18 protein-coding genes are annotated in these 17,255 nt (G+C 69.8%); 5 read left to right on the top strand and 13 right to left on the bottom strand.

Annotation, left to right across the window (positions count from 1 at the left end; genetic code table 11):
• From E1218_RS36045 to E1218_RS37225, 3 genes are all read right to left on the bottom strand, one after another.
• Window positions 1-230: DUF6167 family protein (locus tag E1218_RS36045; RefSeq protein ID WP_165949254.1), on the bottom strand; the 230-nt coding region annotated here is incomplete at its 3' end.
• Window positions 227-649 carry a DUF948 domain-containing protein gene (locus E1218_RS13375; RefSeq protein ID WP_132319849.1) on the bottom strand — a complete coding sequence of 141 codons (423 nt, stop codon included), beginning with the start codon at window positions 647-649 and terminating at the stop codon, window positions 227-229. The genes E1218_RS36045 and E1218_RS13375, both read right to left, overlap by 4 nt.
• A gap of 138 nt (window positions 650-787) precedes the next feature.
• Window positions 788-934, bottom strand: a complete 147-nt coding sequence (locus E1218_RS37225; RefSeq protein WP_165949255.1) for an excalibur calcium-binding domain-containing protein — start codon at window positions 932-934, stop codon at window positions 788-790.
• Between E1218_RS37225 and E1218_RS37230 the strand changes: the two genes are divergently transcribed.
• Complete coding sequence (locus tag E1218_RS37230; protein WP_165949256.1) at window positions 924-1,106, top strand: hypothetical protein; 183 nt, start codon at window positions 924-926, stop codon at window positions 1,104-1,106. The genes E1218_RS37225 and E1218_RS37230 overlap by 11 nt on opposite strands.
• A 6-nt stretch (window positions 1,107-1,112) precedes the next feature.
• A complete protein-coding gene (locus tag E1218_RS37235; protein ID WP_165949257.1) occupies window positions 1,113-1,724 on the top strand; it encodes a hypothetical protein in 612 nt (203 codons plus the stop codon).
• A gap of 179 nt (window positions 1,725-1,903) precedes the next feature.
• Here E1218_RS37235 and E1218_RS13385 read toward each other — a convergent pair whose 3' ends face one another.
• The 3 genes from E1218_RS13385 to E1218_RS37750 are packed head-to-tail and all read right to left on the bottom strand — an operon-like array spanning window position 1,904 to window position 6,652.
• Window positions 1,904-3,271 (bottom strand): replication-associated recombination protein A, encoded by a 1,368-nt coding sequence (locus E1218_RS13385; protein ID WP_202865981.1) that lies wholly within the window; start codon window positions 3,269-3,271, stop codon window positions 1,904-1,906.
• A gap of 30 nt (window positions 3,272-3,301) precedes the next feature.
• A complete protein-coding gene (gene secA2, locus E1218_RS13390) occupies window positions 3,302-5,803 on the bottom strand; it encodes an accessory Sec system translocase SecA2 (RefSeq protein WP_132319853.1) in 2,502 nt (833 codons plus the stop codon).
• Between the two features lie 39 nt (window positions 5,804-5,842).
• On the bottom strand, window positions 5,843-6,652 hold the full coding sequence (locus tag E1218_RS37750; protein WP_132319855.1) for a GNAT family N-acetyltransferase: 810 nt from the start codon (window positions 6,650-6,652) through the stop codon (window positions 5,843-5,845).
• A 102-nt stretch (window positions 6,653-6,754) separates the two neighbouring features.
• Between E1218_RS37750 and E1218_RS13400 the strand changes: the two genes are divergently transcribed.
• Window positions 6,755-7,354, top strand: coding sequence for an AMIN-like domain-containing (lipo)protein (locus tag E1218_RS13400; RefSeq protein ID WP_202865982.1), 600 nt, complete (start codon window positions 6,755-6,757; stop codon window positions 7,352-7,354).
• Window positions 7,355-7,411: 57 nt separating this feature from the next.
• On the opposite strand, the gene E1218_RS13405 is transcribed toward E1218_RS13400, so the two are convergent.
• The 4 genes from E1218_RS13405 to E1218_RS13420 all read right to left on the bottom strand — a co-directional run bounded on the left by E1218_RS13405 (window position 7,412) and on the right by E1218_RS13420 (window position 10,896).
• Window positions 7,412-9,310, bottom strand: a complete 1,899-nt coding sequence (locus tag E1218_RS13405) for a GxGYxYP domain-containing protein (RefSeq protein WP_233712203.1) — start codon at window positions 9,308-9,310, stop codon at window positions 7,412-7,414.
• Window positions 9,311-9,630: 320 nt separating this feature from the next.
• Complete coding sequence (locus tag E1218_RS13410; protein ID WP_132319859.1) at window positions 9,631-9,984, bottom strand: GntR family transcriptional regulator; 354 nt, start codon at window positions 9,982-9,984, stop codon at window positions 9,631-9,633.
• Between the two features lie 22 nt (window positions 9,985-10,006).
• Window positions 10,007-10,432, bottom strand: a complete 426-nt coding sequence (locus tag E1218_RS13415; RefSeq protein ID WP_132319861.1) for a VOC family protein — start codon at window positions 10,430-10,432, stop codon at window positions 10,007-10,009.
• Window positions 10,429-10,896, bottom strand: a complete 468-nt coding sequence (locus E1218_RS13420) for a helix-turn-helix transcriptional regulator (protein WP_132319863.1) — start codon at window positions 10,894-10,896, stop codon at window positions 10,429-10,431. Before E1218_RS13420 ends, E1218_RS13415 begins: the two co-directional genes overlap by 4 nt.
• Before the next feature lie 67 nt (window positions 10,897-10,963).
• Here E1218_RS13420 and E1218_RS13425 point away from each other — a divergent pair, with 67 nt between their 5' ends.
• Window positions 10,964-12,277, top strand: coding sequence for a DUF2254 domain-containing protein (locus E1218_RS13425; protein ID WP_132319865.1), 1,314 nt, complete (start codon window positions 10,964-10,966; stop codon window positions 12,275-12,277).
• Window positions 12,278-12,321: 44 nt separating this feature from the next.
• The gene (locus E1218_RS13430) at window positions 12,322-12,993 is read left to right on the top strand and encodes a class I SAM-dependent methyltransferase (protein ID WP_132319867.1); all 672 of its coding nucleotides are present in this window, start codon (window positions 12,322-12,324) and stop codon (window positions 12,991-12,993) included.
• A gap of 291 nt (window positions 12,994-13,284) precedes the next feature.
• On the opposite strand, the gene aspS is transcribed toward E1218_RS13430, so the two are convergent.
• From aspS to E1218_RS13450, 3 genes are read right to left on the bottom strand one after another with little or no spacing between them, the layout of a single operon-like run.
• Complete coding sequence (gene aspS / locus E1218_RS13440; RefSeq protein ID WP_132319869.1) at window positions 13,285-15,063, bottom strand: aspartate--tRNA ligase; 1,779 nt, start codon at window positions 15,061-15,063, stop codon at window positions 13,285-13,287.
• Window positions 15,060-16,394 carry a histidine--tRNA ligase gene (gene hisS / locus E1218_RS13445; RefSeq protein ID WP_132319871.1) on the bottom strand — a complete coding sequence of 445 codons (1,335 nt, stop codon included), beginning with the start codon at window positions 16,392-16,394 and terminating at the stop codon, window positions 15,060-15,062. Before hisS ends, aspS begins: the two co-directional genes overlap by 4 nt.
• Complete coding sequence (locus tag E1218_RS13450) at window positions 16,391-17,080, bottom strand: MBL fold metallo-hydrolase (RefSeq protein ID WP_132319873.1); 690 nt, start codon at window positions 17,078-17,080, stop codon at window positions 16,391-16,393. Before E1218_RS13450 ends, hisS begins: the two co-directional genes overlap by 4 nt.
• Window positions 17,081-17,255: the final 175 nt, after the last annotated feature.

Below are 17,255 nucleotides of genomic sequence, written 5' to 3' on the forward strand. Positions count from 1 at the left end.
GGGCCGGAGGCAGGGCGCTGTGTGTCGATGCCGAGCGCGTCCCGCAGCTCCGTCTCCCGCTCGGCCATGCCCTCGCGCACCTCGTCGCCGAAGTGCCGGATCGCGGCGGCCACCTTGGCCGCGGACTCCTGCAGGCTCTCCGGCGCGAGCACCTGGGCGCGCTTCTTCAGCCGGGTCACGGCGTACACGCCGACCGCGATACCGATGATCAGCCAGAAGATCCGCTTCACCGGACGTCACCTCGCTTGCGTGCCTTGCGCTCGGCCTTCATCTCGTCCTTCACCCGGCGAGTGACGTCCTTGCGCTGGCTGTCGCCGAGCGCCTTGCGGACGCCGTACGTGAACGCCGCCGCCTTCACCAGCGGACCGCCGGCGGTCGCCGAGAACAGCGACATCAGGGCCGCCGCGTTCGTGGTCACCGTGGTCGCGTTGTCGGTGATGGTGTCGACCTTGGCGAGCTGCGCGTTGGTGGTGGCCACGGTACTGGTGACCTCGCCGAGCAACGGAACACTGGAGTCGGAGATGCCCTTCACCATGATCCGGGTCTCGTCCAGGACCTTGCCCAGCTTCAGGATCGGATAGGCCAGCAGGCCCACCAGGATGAGCAGCGCGCAGGCCGCTATCAGCCCCGCGACTTCACCGACGCTCATGGGAAACGATCCACCTTCCGTTGCGACCTCGTGGACCGCCCGACCTTATCGCGCGCCCTAGTCACACTCCGCTCCAGGACACCATCCCCCAGATCACAGTCACCCACCAAACCGCAACAGTGAGTGCCCGGCCGCCACCTACAGTCCCGGTACCGGGGCCCCGCCGGCGAGCTCACAGGCGACACCGTCACCGTTGACGTCCAGCGCCGCCGAGAAGCCCGGATCACCACGGTGCAGCGGTGCGGCGCCGGCCGCCCAGACCTCGATGCAGCTCGTGAAAACCACTGTCGGCGGGGTGACCGGGGTCCTCGACGGTGTGCTCGGCTGTGGTGAGGTGCTCGGCTCCGTCGGCGCACTCGGCGCCGACGGGGTGCTTGGCTCCCCCGGGGTGCTTGGTCCAGCTGGCGTGCTCGGCTCCTCAGAGGTTGTCGGCGCCGGTGGCGTAGTGCTCGGCTGAGGTGGAGTGCTTGGCTCCGTAGGCGGTGTACTCGGCTCCTCCGGCTCGGCGCTCGGCTTTGTCGTACTGGCCTCCGCTCGCGCGGGGGCCGACGGCGACGAAGGCCGCGTCGTCCGGTCGGACGCGGTCGGTGACCACGGCGGTCTCGGTGCGACCGGAGTCGCCAGATCCTGCGCCGACGGGAACCAACGGGTCGTCGGCCTACCTGCCGGCGAAATGCTCCGCGACGGTCTCGACGGTGGTCGCGTCACCGGCTCCCGCGGCGGCACTCCCACCAGGCTCGGCGAGGTGCCCGTCGGGATGCGCGGCGACGCCTCGGCCGTGGCGGTGTCCTCGGGCGACGGCAGGCTCGGCGTCGTGGTCGCCGACTCCTGCGAATTGAACGGTACGGCGACGAGCGCACCGACCAACGTGACCGCGGCCGCTGCCAGCGCACCCAGCTTGAGCACCGGCGGGCCGCCGTACCGGCCGACGGGGCCGCGGACGGGACGTCCGTTCTCGTCGGTCCAGAACGCCCAGCCGGCCGGCGGGCTCGGCCAGGACGGATCCGGTTTCCAGTTTTTGGGCGGCCGCCACCGTGCGTTCGGCGGTTCCGGCCACTCGGGCGGCGAGTTGTAGTGCCTCAAGCTTCGAACCTTTCACCCCCAGGCCAAGTGGCAGCCTACTCACGTGGGCCAACTCCTCAAGCAGGCCCACCCCTGCCTCGGTCCAAGCTGACGGTGAGTGCCTGGACGGCCCCGCCCGGTGTCCAGGTGAGCGTCATCCCGCCGGTGCTGCCGCCGGCCGTCCCGTTCGGCTCACTTGCGGTTCCGGAGGATCTTGCGGATGTTCGCGACCCGGTCCGCGTACGCCGCCTCGCCGCCACGGCGGGTCGGGTTGTAGTAGTCGGTCCCGTCGATCACGTCCGGAGCGTACTGCTGCGGCACGATCCCGCGCGGATCGTCGTGCGAGTACTGGTACGACGACCCGTGGCCGATCTTCTTCGCGCCGGCGTAGTGGGCGTCGCGCAGGTGCGGCGGCACCGGGCCGACCTTGCCGGCCTTCACGTCCGCGATGGCCGCGTCGACGGCCATGATCACGGCGTTCGACTTCGGCGCCAGCGCGAGCGCGACGACCGCCTGGGCCAGGTTGATCCGGGCCTCCGGCATGCCGATCAGCCGGACCGCCTCGGCCGCCGCCACCGCGACCCCGAGCGCGGCCGGGTCGCCCATGCCGATGTCCTCGCTCGCCGAGATCACCAGCCGGCGCGCGATGAACCGCGGATCCTCGCCGGCCTCGATCATCCGGGCCAGGTAGTGCATCGCCGCGTCCACGTCCGAACCCCGGATCGACTTGATCAGCGCCGACGCCACGTCGTAGTGCTGGTCGCCGGCCCGGTCGTACCGCACCGCGGCCCGGTCGACTGCGGTCTCGAGGGTCTCGAGGTCGATGACCCCGGCCTCCTTCGCGCGCGCTCCCCCGGCGGCGGCCTCCAGGTAGGTCAACGCCCGCCGGGCATCTCCCCCGGCCATCCGCAACAGGTGGTCGCGGGCGTCCTCGGCCAGCTCGAACTCCCCGTCCAGCCCGCGCTCGTCGGCCAGCGCCCGGTCCAGCAGTACGGCGATGTCGTCGTCCGTCAGCGATTCCAGGGTGAGCAGCAGCGACCGCGAGAGCAGCGGTGAGATGACGGAGAAGAACGGGTTCTCGGTGGTGGCGGCGACCAGGGTGACCCAGCGGTTCTCCACACCGGGCAGGAGCGCGTCCTGCTGGGCTTTCGTGAACCGGTGCACCTCGTCGATGAACAGCACCGTCTCAACCGCGCCGGCCGCCCGGGCGAGGTCCCGGCGGGCCGCGTCGATCACCTGCCGGACGTCCTTCACCCCGGCCGTCACCGCGGACAACTCGACGAACTTCCGGTTGGTCTGATGCGAGACCACCGCCGCGATCGTCGTCTTCCCGGTCCCGGGCGGACCCCACAGCAGCAGGGACATCGGCTGGTCGCCCTCGACCAGCCGCCGCAGCGGCGACCCGGGAGCCAGCAGATGCTGCTGCCCGACGAGCTCGTCCAGACTCCGAGGGCGCATCCGCACGGCCAGCGGAGCCGCCGTGTGATCCATGTCCGCGAGGCTCCCGCCGCCCCGGGCAGGCGCGGGAGCACCCGGCATGTCGAACAGACCCTCACTCACGGGTGAGAGCCTACCTATCCCTGCCGACAGCTACTTCTTGCTGTCCTCCGGGCCCTTTCCGTCGCCGGCCTCGTCCACCTCGTCGTCCGCCTCGCGGAGTTCCTCGGGAAGGTCGTCGGCGAGGTCCTCGTCGTCGAGGTCCCGCAGTTCCTCCGGCAGCTCGTCCTCGTCGAACTCTTCGGGCGGGATCTCCTCCGCCTCGGCGCCGGACCCCGGCTTGATCGCGTTGCGGAGGCGGCCGAGGATCCGGTCGGCCTCGGTGCCGAACGGGTTGTCGTTGACCAGGTAGGTCCAGGTCGCGGTCGGCCGCGGCACCCCGCTGGCGGCCTCGTCCAGGCCCTCGGCGGTGATCTCGGCGGTCCTGAAGGTCTCGGCCGCGTCGGTCCACGCGTCCGCGATCAGCGTGTCGAACGACGCGATCGCGGACTTGTTGAACTCGTCGATCGGCTTCAGGTGAACGATGCCGCCGGCCAGGGACCGCAGGTGGATGCCCTCCCGCAGGTCGGCCAGGTACGCCAGGTGGTCGGTCCAGCGCCGGTCCAGGTAGTGCAGCGCGATCCGCCGGGCGGCGTCCTTCACCACGTCCTCGCCGAGCTCCTCGACCAGCTCGTCGTACCGCTCCTTGGCCTTCTCGGCGAGCTCGGTCGCGGCCAGGTCCTCGGTGAGCACCTTCTCGCGGGTGTCGAGCAGGATCGCCCGCTGCTGACCGGTCAGCCGGTGGTACTGCCACGTGGTCCGGTGCAGCTCGGCGTTGGCGCCGTCCGCGACCCGCTGCGCGTGCTCGAGTACGCCGATCGACTTGCGGTCCGTGAGCCGTCCGGTCTCGTCCGGGTTCGGTCGCAGACCGGACGAGACGGAGTACCGGGTGACGAGCTCGTCGCCGAGGCTGGCGAAGAACAGCGACCCGCCCGGGTCACCCTGTCGGCCGGCGCGGCCGCGCAACTGGTCGTCGAGCCGGCGCGACGCGTGCAGGCCGGTCCCGATCACGTAGAGACCGCCGAGCTCGAGCGCCTTGTCCTTGTCGTGCGACTCGTCCCGCCCGCCCAGCCGGATGTCGGTTCCGCGGCCGGCCATCTGGGTGGACACGGTCACCGTCCCGGGCACACCGGCCTCCGCGATGATCGCGGCCTCCTCGGCGTCGTTCTTCGCGTTCAGCACGACGTGCGGTATCCCGGCCGCCTCGAGCCGGTCGCTCAGCTGCTCGGACTCCTCGACGCTGTGGGTGCCGATCAGGATCGGCCGGCTGGTCTCGTGCACCTCCGCGATGTGCTCGACCAGGGCGGCGCTTTTCTGCTCGACCGTCAGGTAGAGCCGGTCCGGGTCGTCGATCCGGATGTTCGGCTTGTTCGGCGGTACGACGGCCACCTCGACGTCGTAGAACTCCTGCAGCGACTCCCCCACGACGACCGCCGTACCGGTCATGCCGCACAGCGTCTTGTAGCCCATGATCAGCGCCTGCACGGTGATGCTGTCCAGCACCTCGCCGGAGTCGCTGACCGGCACGGCCTCCTTGGCCTCGACCGCGGCCTGCAGGCCGTCGGGCCAGCGCTGCAGCTTGGCGATCCGGCCGCGGTTGTTGTTGATCAGGCTGACCTTGCCGTCGCGGACCAGGTAGTCGACGTCCTTGCGCAGCAGCACCTCGGCGTGCAGCGCGACGTTGATCTGGGTCAGCCGGTCGAGGTTGTCGTCGTCGTACAGGTTGATCCCGCCGAGCGTCTCCTCGACCTTGTCGGTGCCCTTGTCCGTCAGCGCCACCGTCCGGCCGTCGCCGTCGATCTCGTAGTCCACGCCCGCGCGCAGCGTCCGGACCAGCTGGACGACGTCGTCGTCGAGCTCCTCGGTCCGGGTCGCGCCGGCCAGCACGAGCGGCACCCGGGCCTCGTCGATCAGCACCGAGTCGGCCTCGTCCACCAGCGCCACGTCCGGGGTGACCGTGACCCGGTCGGCCACGTCCGTGACCAGCCGGTCGCGGAGGATGTCGAAGCCGACCTCGCTCACCGGCACGTAGCAGACCTCCGCCTGGTACGCCGTCCGTCGTTCGTCCGGCGTGGACGCCTGGCCGATGTGGGCCACCGTCACACCGAGCAGCTCGTAGACCGGGCCCATCCACTCCGCGTCGCGGCGGGCCAGGTAGTCGTTGACCGCAAGCACGTGCACCTTGCGGCCGCCGATGGCGTACCCGGCGGCGGCGATCGCGCCGGCCAGCGTCTTGCCCTCGCCGGTCGCCATCTCGACGACCCGGCCCTGCAGCATCGCCAGCGCACCGACGACCTGACCGTCGAACGCCCGCTCACCGATCGCCCGGTGGCCCGCCTCCCGGGCGAGCGCGAGGAACTCGATCTGCTCGTCCTCGTGCAGCCCGCCGGGAGTGCGCAGCTCGGCGACCGCCTCGGTGAGTTCTTCGTCGGTCAGGGACAGGACCGACTCCTCCGCCTCGCCGACCAGCTGGGTGAGCCGTTCGTACGGGCCGAGGTCGATCGAGCCGGGGCGCTGCAGGAGCCGGCGGAAGCGGGAAGCGATCTTCAGAGCCATGATTCGGCAACGTACAGCCTCGGCGTGTCGTTCCGTGCATCAGGTAGGCGTGTCCGGGTTCCAGGCGTACGGCGTGGTCGTGGTGACCGCGTGCAGACCCAGCTTCTGCAGGATCGGACGCGAGTCCTCGGACGCGTCCACCCGGAGGAACTCGTACCCGCGGTCCTTCGCCAGCCGGGCCCGATGAGCCAGTACGGCGCTGTACAACCCCTGCCGCCGCCACTCCGGCAACGTCCCGCCGCCCCAGAGGCTGGCGAACCCGGTCCCGGGGTGGAACCGCACCCACGCCGCCGTCAGCGCCGGCCCGTCCGGCTCCTTCAGCGCTTCCTCGACCAGGAACACCGACAACCGGTCCGGGAACATCCGGGCCTCGGCCGCCAGCCGCTCCTCGATCCGCTCCAGCCCGTTGTGCCAGAGCGTGTTCATCAGGACGGCGATCCGGTGGTAGTCCGGGGGTCCCTCGGCCTCCCGCAACCGCACCTTCGACGGCAGCAGGGACGGCCGCGCCAGGATCGCGTCCACCTCGCCGAGGATCAGCGTCTCCGGCTCCTCCGCGGTGAACCCGGCCCGGACCAGCCGCTCGCCGAGGTCGGCCGGTTCGTCGTACGCGTAGGTCTTCCATTCGAACGGCAACCCGCGGTCGCGGAAGAATGCGACCTGGGCCGCGATCACGGCGTCCGGGTCGTCGCCGAGCTCGCGCGGGGCCTCGACGAATCCGGCGCCGTCGGGCCCTTCGACGTACGAGCGATGCACCAGGCCGTCGTGCTCGGTCTTCCAGCCGGGGATCGTGTCGGCGTCCGGCAGCCGGATCCGGCGGTGGAACACCTCGAGCAGCTCATCAGGGGTCATCTGCACATCGTGCCCGACCGACTACCTGAAATCACCGGGACAAAGAGCAAACCAGTCGACCACTGGTGTCGTCCAAGTCAGTGTTCCTGAAGGGGGGACATCATGTACATCCACCACATCACCCGCACGACGATCCTCGCCGCTCTCGCCGTCATGGCGGTCCCGGCAGCAGCGATCGCCGCACCGGCCGTCGTCGGCTCTTCGTCCGCCCCCCAGACCGCCGCCGTCGCCGGCACCACGACCTCCTGCCCGCGCGGCTGGGGATCATTGCCCGAGGCAAACAGCCGGATGACCGCCGCGCCGATCACCAACGTCCGCACCGGCCGTCACGCGTGCTTCGACCGGCTGGTCGTCGACGTCCGCGGCCGCGCCCCCGGGTACGACGTCCGCTACGTCACCAACGTCACCCAGGACGGCTCCGGTTTCGTCGTCCCGCTCCGCGGCGGCGCGAAGCTCCAGATCGTCGTCCGCGCCCCGGCGTACGACGCCGCCGGGCAGCCGACGTACAGGCCGGCGAACAAGCGTGAGCTGACCAACGTGTCCGGTTACAAGACCTTCCGCCAGGTCGCGTACGCCGGCAGCTTCGAGGGCCAGACCACGATCGGTCTCGGCGTCCGCGCCCGCCTCCCGTTCCGTGTCTTCACCCTGCCCGGAACGGGCTCCACCAGCCGTCTTGTGGTCGACGTGGCTCACAACTGGTGACAGACCCCCACCCCCAGCGGTCGCCCGGCATCCCCACCGGGCGACCGCGCTTCGTGCCTACAGAACGCGGTTCAGCAGGTCGAAGAAGGTGTTGCCGAGAACCAGTTCGTAGGGGTCCTTCAGCAGCGGGGCCAGGTCGGCGATGTCGGATGGCGTCCAGCCCCAGGCGTTGATCCCGCAGGCGATGAAGCGCGGGCTCGCGCCGTCCCAGTCGGCGATGTGCGCGTCCAGGGCGGCCTTGTACTCGGCGGCCTTCCCCGGTGCACCGAAGTTCCCGATGATCGGCAGCCCGCCGCGCCTGACCAGCAGGTCGCCGCCCTCCCACGACTGAATGATGCCCTGCAGCGGCGTGTGGTCGTTGTACCCCTGGGCGATCTCCTCCGGGAACGCGACCCAGCCGCTCTCGTCGCGGTGGTTGTACGCGTAGACGAGATCCATGCCGGTCCGGCGCATGAAGTCGCCGGACAGCTCGAGGTATGCGGTCAGCTGGTCTGCCGGCCACGAGCCCGGGTACGTGTAGCCGGCACCGGACGGTCCGCAGATCAGCAGGTCGTTGGCTGTCGCGGTCCGCTGGTAGTAGCTGAACAGGCCGGGCCCGATCTCCGCGAGCAACGGGCTGATCGTCCAGTTGACCATCGCCTCACCGCGCCGCGGGTCGTCCCACATGTCGCGCATCCGCCGCTGGCAGTACTGCACGTTGTCGCCTTCGCCGAAGGTCAGCGTGACGTACACCTTGTTCTTCGGCGTGATCCGGCGTACCTGCCGGACCTTGGTCGAGATCGGCGCGACGAGCCCGGAGTGCACGGTGCCGTTCATGTAGAAGTCCGCGGGAATCACCGGCGAACCGCCCTGGGACGCGAGGTCGACACCGCTCCACTCCCCGGCGACGTCGTTCGAGAACCAGCCCGCATACGGCACGGTCGGGCCGACCTTGTTGAAGTGCTCGGTCAGCAGTTCGCCGGTCGGGCCGTTCGGCGGCAGCCAGCTCACCAGGGCCTTGCTGGCCACCACGTAGTCGCGGAAGAACGGGAACGGCTCGATCCGCGTCGGCGCGGTGTCGGTCGCGGTGACCAGGTACTGGTTCCACATCTCCACCGTGACGACCAGGCTCGTCGTACCGGCCGGCGGGGCGAAGCGGTAGACCCAGAAGTTCCCGCCGTCGGCAAACCTGTTGCCCTCGCCGCCGATCGACGAGTTCGCACCCTCGAACAGGTACGGCGCCTCCTCCGGTGTGTCCGGGAGGAACCGGGCGATCTCGGTGCCGTTGGCCTTGACCGACACCGACAGCACCGACGCACCCCAGCCGTCGTCGCGGAACGAGTCGCCGAACCGGACGTACACGGCCTCCTTGCCGAGCTTGGCGGACACGTCGAGGTCGTAGAAGCCGCGGTTGGACGAGTCGCGCAGCTGCCGGGTTTCGCGAGCGATCTCCTGCCAGTCGACGTTCTCGGCCTGGACCACCATCGTCGGCGGGAGACCGGTGAGCAGCCTCTGGTTGCAGCGCGGGAACAGGTTTTCCAGCTGCCAGCGATACGTCTTGACCCGGTCGTTGTCGAACACACCGCGCAGATCCTTCACGATCCGCAGGCCGTGGGCCTTCGCCTGGTCGGCGTCGGCCACCACCGCGTCCTCCAGCCCGGCCAGCGTGGTGGCGACGTTCAGCGAGTCCGGTACGGCGGGATCGTGGACGATCGCGCCCCGGATCCGGTGCCGGTACTTCGCGACCAGGTCGAGCGGATCGTTGTACCGGGTGGTCGCCAGGCGCATGTCGGCGAGCCACTTGGCGTCGGGCCCGTCCGGGCCGCCGGGGTTGAAGAGGAAGTACAGCTCGGGCCTGGTGCGGTTGACGACGCCCTGCAAGGTGGTCAGCAGGGTCTGGTCACCGCCGCTCAGCTTGCTGACGTCGCCGTAGTGCAACCGTCCCGGCCGGCCGAAGGACGGCAGCAGCCGGCTCACCTCGGCCAGAGCATTGGCAGCGTTGTCGGAAGCGGCTGCAGGCAGGGCTTGAAAGACCCCGAACCCTCCTGCCGTCACCGCGCTGCTACCCGCCAGGAACGTTCGTCTCGAGACCATCGTGACCACTCCCCTGTCGCTGACATCGATGTCAAATCAGCGGGAGATTAGCAACGACAGGAGAGCGTGTACATAGCTCGTCACACCGTTGGCCCCAGTAATCTGGAATCGTTTCCGATTCAACCGTGGGTGGTACCTCTGCCACGCTGACTTCCGCGGGCACTCCTACATCGCGCCCGTGAGAGATCGCCGGCGAGAACCCCTCACCAAACGCGTTGCAGGAGCTCGGTGGCCTCCGCCAGGCTGATCTCCGCGCGCCGCGCCGTCCGCGCCAACACCACCGCAGCCTGCCGGGTTTCCTCGTCGTCGACCTGGCTGCGGGACGCGAGCACGAACGTCCCGTTCCGCCCACGCGTCTCCACGAGCCGGTCCGCCTCGAGTTCCTTGTAGGCCCGCGCCACCGTGTTGACTGCCAGGCCGAGGTCCAGCGACAGCTGCCGGACCGTCGGCAGCCGCGTCCCCTTGGCCAACTCGCCCGCCCGGATCAACACCTCGATCTGCGCCCGCACCTGCTCGTACGGCGGGGTCACGCCGACCGGATCGACTGAAATGTCCATCCGGTCAGCATGCCGCAACGGATCAGGCGAAGTCCTCCGGGCTGTACGGTTTCTGCTCGACCAGGACGAGCCAGTTGCCGGAGTTGTCCCGCAGGACGGCCTCCACGCCGTACGGTCGGTCGGACGGCTCCTGGATGTACTCGACGCCCTTGGCGACGAGTTCCTGGAAGGTCTTGTGGCAGTCGTCGGTGGCGATGCCGAAGCCGTGCATGGAGCCCTTGGCGAGGCTGCGCCGGATGATGTCGGCGGCCTCGTCGTCGAGCGGCGGGCCGGGGAGCATCAGGGCGAGCCGCAGTTCGGGGTGGTCGGCCTGGTAGACCGTGCACCAGCGGAAGTCGCCGAGGTTGATGTCCTCCTTGAGCACGAAGCCCAGCTTGTCGGTGTAGAACGCCTTCGCCTCGTCGATGTCGCTGACGTAGACGGTCACCAGGCTGACGTTGGTGATCATGTCCCCTCCTCGGTTGTGTCGTCGTGGGTACGACGGTAGGCCTCGGCGGCGCCGGTCGGCTTCTCCGGAATTGCGGAGTTCAGCCCGAGCATGAACACGAAGCAGCCGGGGATCCGCGCGCCCGCCTGGGTCCGCTGGTACTCCGACGGACTCATCCCCACCAACTCGGCGAACCGCTGTGAGAACGACCCGAGGCTGCTGTACCCGACGAGCCCGCACACCTCGGTCACGGTCAGGTTGGTCGCCCGGAGCAGGTCGGTGGCCCGCTCGATCCGGCGCCGGGTCACGTACTGCATCGGCGTCTCGCCGTACTCGGCCGCGAAACACCGCAGGAAGTGGTACTTCGACACCCCGGCGGCCGCCGCCAGTCCGGCCAGGTCGAGCGGCTCCGCATAGTTGCGGTCAGCAACATCCCGCGCACGCCGTAGATGCGCGAGCAACTCCACCGGTACGCTTCCCGTCACCCTCCGAGCCTAGACCGTTGACGGTGCCCGCAACCGGCGCGACCCTGACCCCAGGAGGGAGGCCGGCGTGCGGCGGGATGCGGTGAGCGAGTACCTGCGGGGTGCGCTCTGGGCGATGCCGTCGCTGGCGGTCGTGGTCGCGCTGATCGCCGGCTCGACGCTGTCGTTCGTCGAGGTACGGCCGGGGTCCTGGCGAGACCGCGTCCTGTTCCAGGGCACGGCCGACGACGCCCGGACGCTGCTGATCGCGATCACCAGCACGATGGCCACGGTGATCGCGCTGGTCCTCGGCCTCACCGTGGTCGCGCTGCAACTCGCGTCCACCCAGTTCTCCCCGAGGCTGCTGCGCAACTTCCTGCGGGACCGGGTCAACCAGTTCGTCCTGAGCGTGTTCGTGGCGACCTTCGTCTACAGCAGCGCCGGCCTCTACACGGTCGGCGTGAAGGCGGGCGAGCGGACGGACGAGTACCCGCGGCTCGCGGTCACCGTCGCGCTGGTGCTGCTGTTCGTCAGCCTGCTGATGCTGGTGTTCTTCGTCCATCACCTGACCCACTCGATCCAGATCGACGAGGTCATGCGCAGAGTGGAACGCACGACGCTGCAGGTCATCGACCGGGACCTGCCGACAGCCGGGGTGACCACCGAGCCTCGCCCGGTGCCACCCGAGTGGGCTGTCGACGTCCCGGCGTATCGCTCCGGGTACGTGCAGACCATCCACCCCGAGGCCCTGGTCGCCGCCGCGGCCGCGACGGGCGTGACCGCGTCGGTGACGCGAATGGTCGGTGAGCATGTCATCGCCGGCTCGGCGCTGGTCCAGGTCTGGCAGGACCCGCCCGGTCCGCCGCCGGCTCTGGACCGGCTCGCCGCGGCCGCCCGGGACTCGATCCGGATCGGCTTCGAACGAACCGCGGAACAGGACGTCGCCTTCGGCGTCCGGCAACTCGCGGACATCGCGGTCAAGGCGCTCTCGGCGGCGATCAACGACCCGTACACGTCGATCCAGGCGATCGAGCACCTGTCCGTCGTCCTGGCCGCACTGGCCCGGCGCGAGCTCGGCAGCCAGTTGCTGCGCGACCAGGCCGGCGCGCTGCGGGCCGTCGTACCCGGCCGGGATCTCGAGTACTACCTCGACCTGGCCTGTGGGCAGGTACGGCGGTACGGCAAGAACGAACCGCGGGTCGTCCGTGCGCAGCTGCGGATCCTGCAGAGCACCGGGCAGTTCTGCCGGGACGACGCGGGCCGGCGGCTGGTGGTCGAGCAGGTGAAGCTGTTGTTGACCGACGCCGAGCGGGCGATCGTCCAGCCCGCCGACTTCGTCGTGGTCCGCGACCACGCCGACCGCGTACTGCGCGATCTGACCGCGCGCGGTTTTTCGGTGTGAACCGAAAGATTGGCGACCTGCCGATCAGCCGGGAGGCTGGCGGGATGAGAGTCGGACAAGGCGGAGACGGGCCGGGACCACACACGCCGGACGGCAGCGCGGTCGAGCTGTACGAGCTCGCGCCGGTGACCGGCGAGGACGAGTTGATCAACGCCGCGATCGAGCCCGCCAGCCGCATCCTCGAGCTCGGCTGCGGGACCGGCCGGATCACCCGGCCACTGCTTGCCCTCGGCCACCACGTGGTCGCGGTTGACGAGTCGGCGGAGATGGTCGCCCGGGTGCCCGGGACCGAGACGATCCGCTCGACGATCGGCGACCTCCGGCTGGACCGGCGCTTCGACCTCGTCCTGATGATGTCGTTCCTGGTCAACGTCGCCGACGAGGCGGAGCGCCTGCGACTGCTCAGGACGTGTGCGCATCACGTCCGGCCTGGCGGCACGGTACTGCTGCAGCAACAGCTGCCTGGGATGCTGCACGCTCCGACGGTGCGGGAGAAGGGCAACCGCCGGTTCGTCGTCTCCGACGTCGAGCAGCGGCCCGGCAACATCCAGGCGGCGACCCTCACCCACACGGTCGACGGACGCACCTGGTCCCAGCGGATTCTGACGCAGAACCTCACCGAGGAACAGCTGGCGAGCCAGCTCACCCAGGTCGGCCTGACGCTGGCGGACTACCTCACGCCGGACCGGACCTGGGTGCGCGCCCGCACCGCCTAGCCCGCCTGGACCTCGAACTGTGCGCGGGTCAACCGGCTGGTGTCACCGGCGAGCTTGATCGGGCGGGTGCACTTGACGCCGCTCGGGACCGAGCCGGTGAGTCGCGTTCTTGAACGAGTCGCACCGGCGCTGGTTCTCCGGCGCCGGCCGATGGTGCGGGCAACGGTCCGGTACCAGCGGGCGATCGGGGCTGTCCACTGCAGCGACATCGCAGCGCCGTGATACCTGCCTGGGCAGATCCACGGCGCCGCCGATTTCCTCCACACTCCTGACGTGCTCAAGCCCTTCGAGCTAGGTCGTCGGCTTGGCCTCCGGCTTGGCGTCGACGCCGGCCTCCTTGCGCTGCGCGGGCGTGATCGGCGCCGGCGCCGATGTCAGCGGGTCGAACCCGCCGCCGGACTTCGGGAACGCGATCACGTCGCGGATCGACTCGGTCCCGGCCAGCAGCGCGGTGATCCGGTCCCAGCCGAACGCAATCCCGCCGTGCGGCGGCGCGCCGTACTTGAACGCGTCCAGCAGGAAGCCGAACTTCTCGGTCGCCTCCTCGTCGGACAGGCCCATCACCTGGAACACGCGCTTCTGCACGTCCTCGCGGTGGATACGGATCGACCCGCCGCCGATCTCGTTGCCGTTGCAGACGATGTCGTACGCGTACGCCAGCGCCGACCCCGGGTCGGTGTCGAACGTGTCCAGCGAGTCCGGCTTCGGCGAGGTGAACGCGTGGTGCACAGCGGTCCAGGCACCAGAGCCGACTGCGACGTCACCGGCCGCGGTCGCCTCGTCGGCCGGCTCGAACAGCGGTGCGTCCACGACCCAGACGAACGACCAGGCCGACTCGTCGATCAGCCCGCCGCGACGGCCGATCTCCAGCCGGGCCGCGCCGAGCAGCGCGCGCGACGACTTGACCGGACCGGCGGCGAAGAAGATGCAGTCACCCGGCTTCGCACCGACGTGGTCGGCGATCCCGGCGCGCTCCTCCTCGGACAGGTTCTTCGCGACCGGCCCGCCGAGCTCGCCGTCCTGACCGACCAGGACGTACGCGAGCCCGCGCGCCCCGCGCTGCTTGGCCCAGTCCTGCCACGCGTCCAGCTGCTTGCGCGGCTGGTCCGCACCACCCGGCATCACGACGGCACCGACGTACGGCGCCTGGAAGACCCGGAACGGCGTGTCCTTGAAGTACTCGGTGCACTCGACCAGCTCCAGGCCCATCCGCAGATCCGGCTTGTCGCTGCCGAACCGCGCCATCGCCTCGGCGTACGTCATCCGCGGGATCGGCGTCTGGACGTCGTGCCCGACGAGCTTCCAGAGCGCGGCCAGGATCTCCTCGGACAGCGCGATCACGTCGTCCTGGTCGACGAAGCTCATCTCGATGTCGAGCTGGGTGAACTCCGGCTGCCGGTCGGCGCGGAAGTCCTCGTCGCGGTAGCAGCGGGCGATCTGGTAGTACCGCTCCATCCCGGCCACCATCAGCAGCTGCTTGAACAGCTGCGGCGACTGGGGCAGCGCGTACCACGAGCCCGGCTGCAGGCGGGCCGGCACCAGGAAGTCGCGCGCGCCCTCCGGTGTCGACCTGGTCAGCGTCGGCGTCTCGATCTCGACGAACTCGTGCCTCGCCAGGACGTCGCGCGCCGCCCTGTTCACCTGGCTGCGCAGCCGCAGCGCCGAGCCCGGGCCCTGGCGGCGCAGGTCGAGGTACCGGTACTTCAGCCGGACCTCTTCGTTCACCGGGGTCGCGTGGTGCTCCTCGACCGGGAACGGCAGCGGGTCCGCCGAGTTCAGCACCTCCACGCCGGAGGCGATCACCTCGATCTCGCCGGTCGGGAGGTTCGGGTTCGCGTTGCCCTCCGGGCGCGCGTTCACCTCACCGGTGATCTTCAGGCAGAACTCGGCCCGTAGCGGGTGCGCGACCTCCTCGTCCCGGATGACCACCTGGACGGTGCCGCTGGAGTCGCGCAGGTCGATGAACGCCACGCCGCCGTGATCACGCCGCCGCGCCACCCAACCGGCCAGGGTGACGGTCTGCCCGGTGTGCTCGGCGCGCAACGAGCCTGCGGAATGGGTACGGATCACTGGTTCTCCTGAGGGGTGTCGATCTGGGGTCGTACGTCGGCCGCCGGGGGCGTCCAGGTCGCCGGGTCGGCCGGCACCTGCTCGCCGCTGCGGATGTCCTTCACCTCGGGGCCGCCGTCTGTGCTGAACCACACGAACGGGATGCCGCGCCGGTCCGCGAACCGGATCTGCTTCCCGAACTTCGCCGCCGCCGGCGCCACCTCGACCGGAATGCCCCGGCTACGCAGCTGTGCCGCCGTACGCATGGCCTCCGCCCGGTCCTCTTCGGCGTTCAGCGCCACGAGGACGGCGGTCGGCGTACCGCGCGACGCCTTCAGCAAGCCCTTCGAGATGAGCCGGTGCACGAGCCGGGACACGCCGATCGAGATCCCCACGCCCGGGTACGTCGTCTTGCCGTCGGAGGCGAGCGAGTCGTAGCGGCCGCCGGAGCAGATCGACCCGTAGCCCTCGTCGCCGATCAGCTGCGTCTCGTAGACGGTGCCGGTGTAGTAGTCCAGTCCGCGGGCGATCTTGAGGTCCGCCAGCAGCAGGCCCGGAGCGTGCTCGTTGGCGGCCGTCACGATCTGGGTCAGCCGCTCGAGACCCTCGTCGAGGACCGCGTGGTGCACGCCGAGTGCGCGAACCTGCTCGGCGAACGACGCATCGGTCGACGAGATCTCGGCGAGCCGCAGCACCTGCTTGGCGGTCTCGGCCGACAAGCCGGGACCGCTCGTCAGCTGCTCGGTCACCTTGTCCGGGCCGATCTTGTCCAGTTTGTCGACGATCCGCAGTACGCCGGTGATGTCCTCGATCCCGAGGCCCCGGTAGAAGCCCTCCGGGATCTGCCGGGTGTTCACCTGGATCCGGAACGGCGGGATCGGCAGCCTGCTGAACGCGTGGGCGATCACCAGCGGAAGCTCGACCTCGTAGTGGAACGGAAGCTCACCGCTGTCGACGATGTCGATGTCGGCCTGGGTGAACTCGCGGTACCGGCCCTCCTGCGGGCGCTCACCCCGCCACACCTTCTGGATCTGGTAGCGGCGGAACGGGAACACCAGCTTGCCGCTGTGCTCCAGCACGTACCGGGCGAACGGCACGGTGAGGTCGAAGTGCAGACCGAGCGCCGCGTCCTCGTCACTGTCCGCGGCCAGCCGGCGGACGCCGTAGATCTCCTTGTCGGCGTCCTCGCCCTGGTTGGACAGCCGCTCGACCGGCTCCACCGCGCGGGTCTCGATCGACGCGAACCCGTGCAGCTCGAACGTCTCCCGGATCACGTCGAGGAACTGCTGCTCGACGATCCGGTCTGCGGGCAGAAACTCCGGGAACCCGCTGAGCGGGGTCACCTTACTCATCGCTTCGGTATCTCCAGGTCCTGCAAGTAGGGGTTGGTCGCCTTCTCCCGGCCGATCGTGGTCTGGCCACCATGACCCGGCAGGACGACGATCTCGTCGCGCATCGGCAGGATCTTGGTGGCCAACGTATGCAGCATCGCCGGATGGTCGCCCCCAGGCAGATCCGTCCGGCCGATCGACCCGGCGAACAACACGTCACCGGAGAACAGAACCGCGGGCACCTCTTCCGGCCCGTCGTACGGCGTGGTGAACGTGACCGACCCCCGGGTGTGGCCCGGGGTGTGGTCGACGGTGAGGCTGAGCCCGGCCAGCTCCAGGCTCAGGCCGTCCTTGAGCTCGGCGACGTCGTCCGGCTCGGCGAACTCGTGCTTGCCGCCGAGCAGCATCCGCGCCGACTCCGGGCTGATCCCGGCCATCGGGTCGCTGAGCAGGTACCGGTCGTCCGGGTGGATCCAGGCGGTCGCGTCGTACGTCCCGCAGACCGGGAGTACGGAAAACATGTGGTCGATGTGACCGTGCGTGAGCAGCACCGCGACCGGTTTCAGCTTGTTCTCCCGGACTACCTGCTCAACGCCCGCGGTCGCGTCCTGGCCCGGGTCGATGACGAGGCATTCCGCGCCCTGGCCGGTGGCGACGACGTAGCAGTTCGTACCCCACGACCCCGCGGGGAACCCGGCGATGAGCACGACTGACCTTCCTGGAACGGTGCGCGACCACCCAAGGTTACCGGTGCCCGCACCTGGAGATCGAACCGGATTGTGACTCAACCCCGTTGCGTCACAGCGTGGAGTTTGTGATTGTTCAGGGATAAGCGTCGAGACAGCGGCTCGACGCGCCCAGGCAGGCTCTGTCCACGCGGTT

It is taken from the genome of Kribbella turkmenica, from assembly GCF_004348725.1.
GTDB classification, from domain to species: domain Bacteria; phylum Actinomycetota; class Actinomycetes; order Propionibacteriales; family Kribbellaceae; genus Kribbella; species Kribbella turkmenica.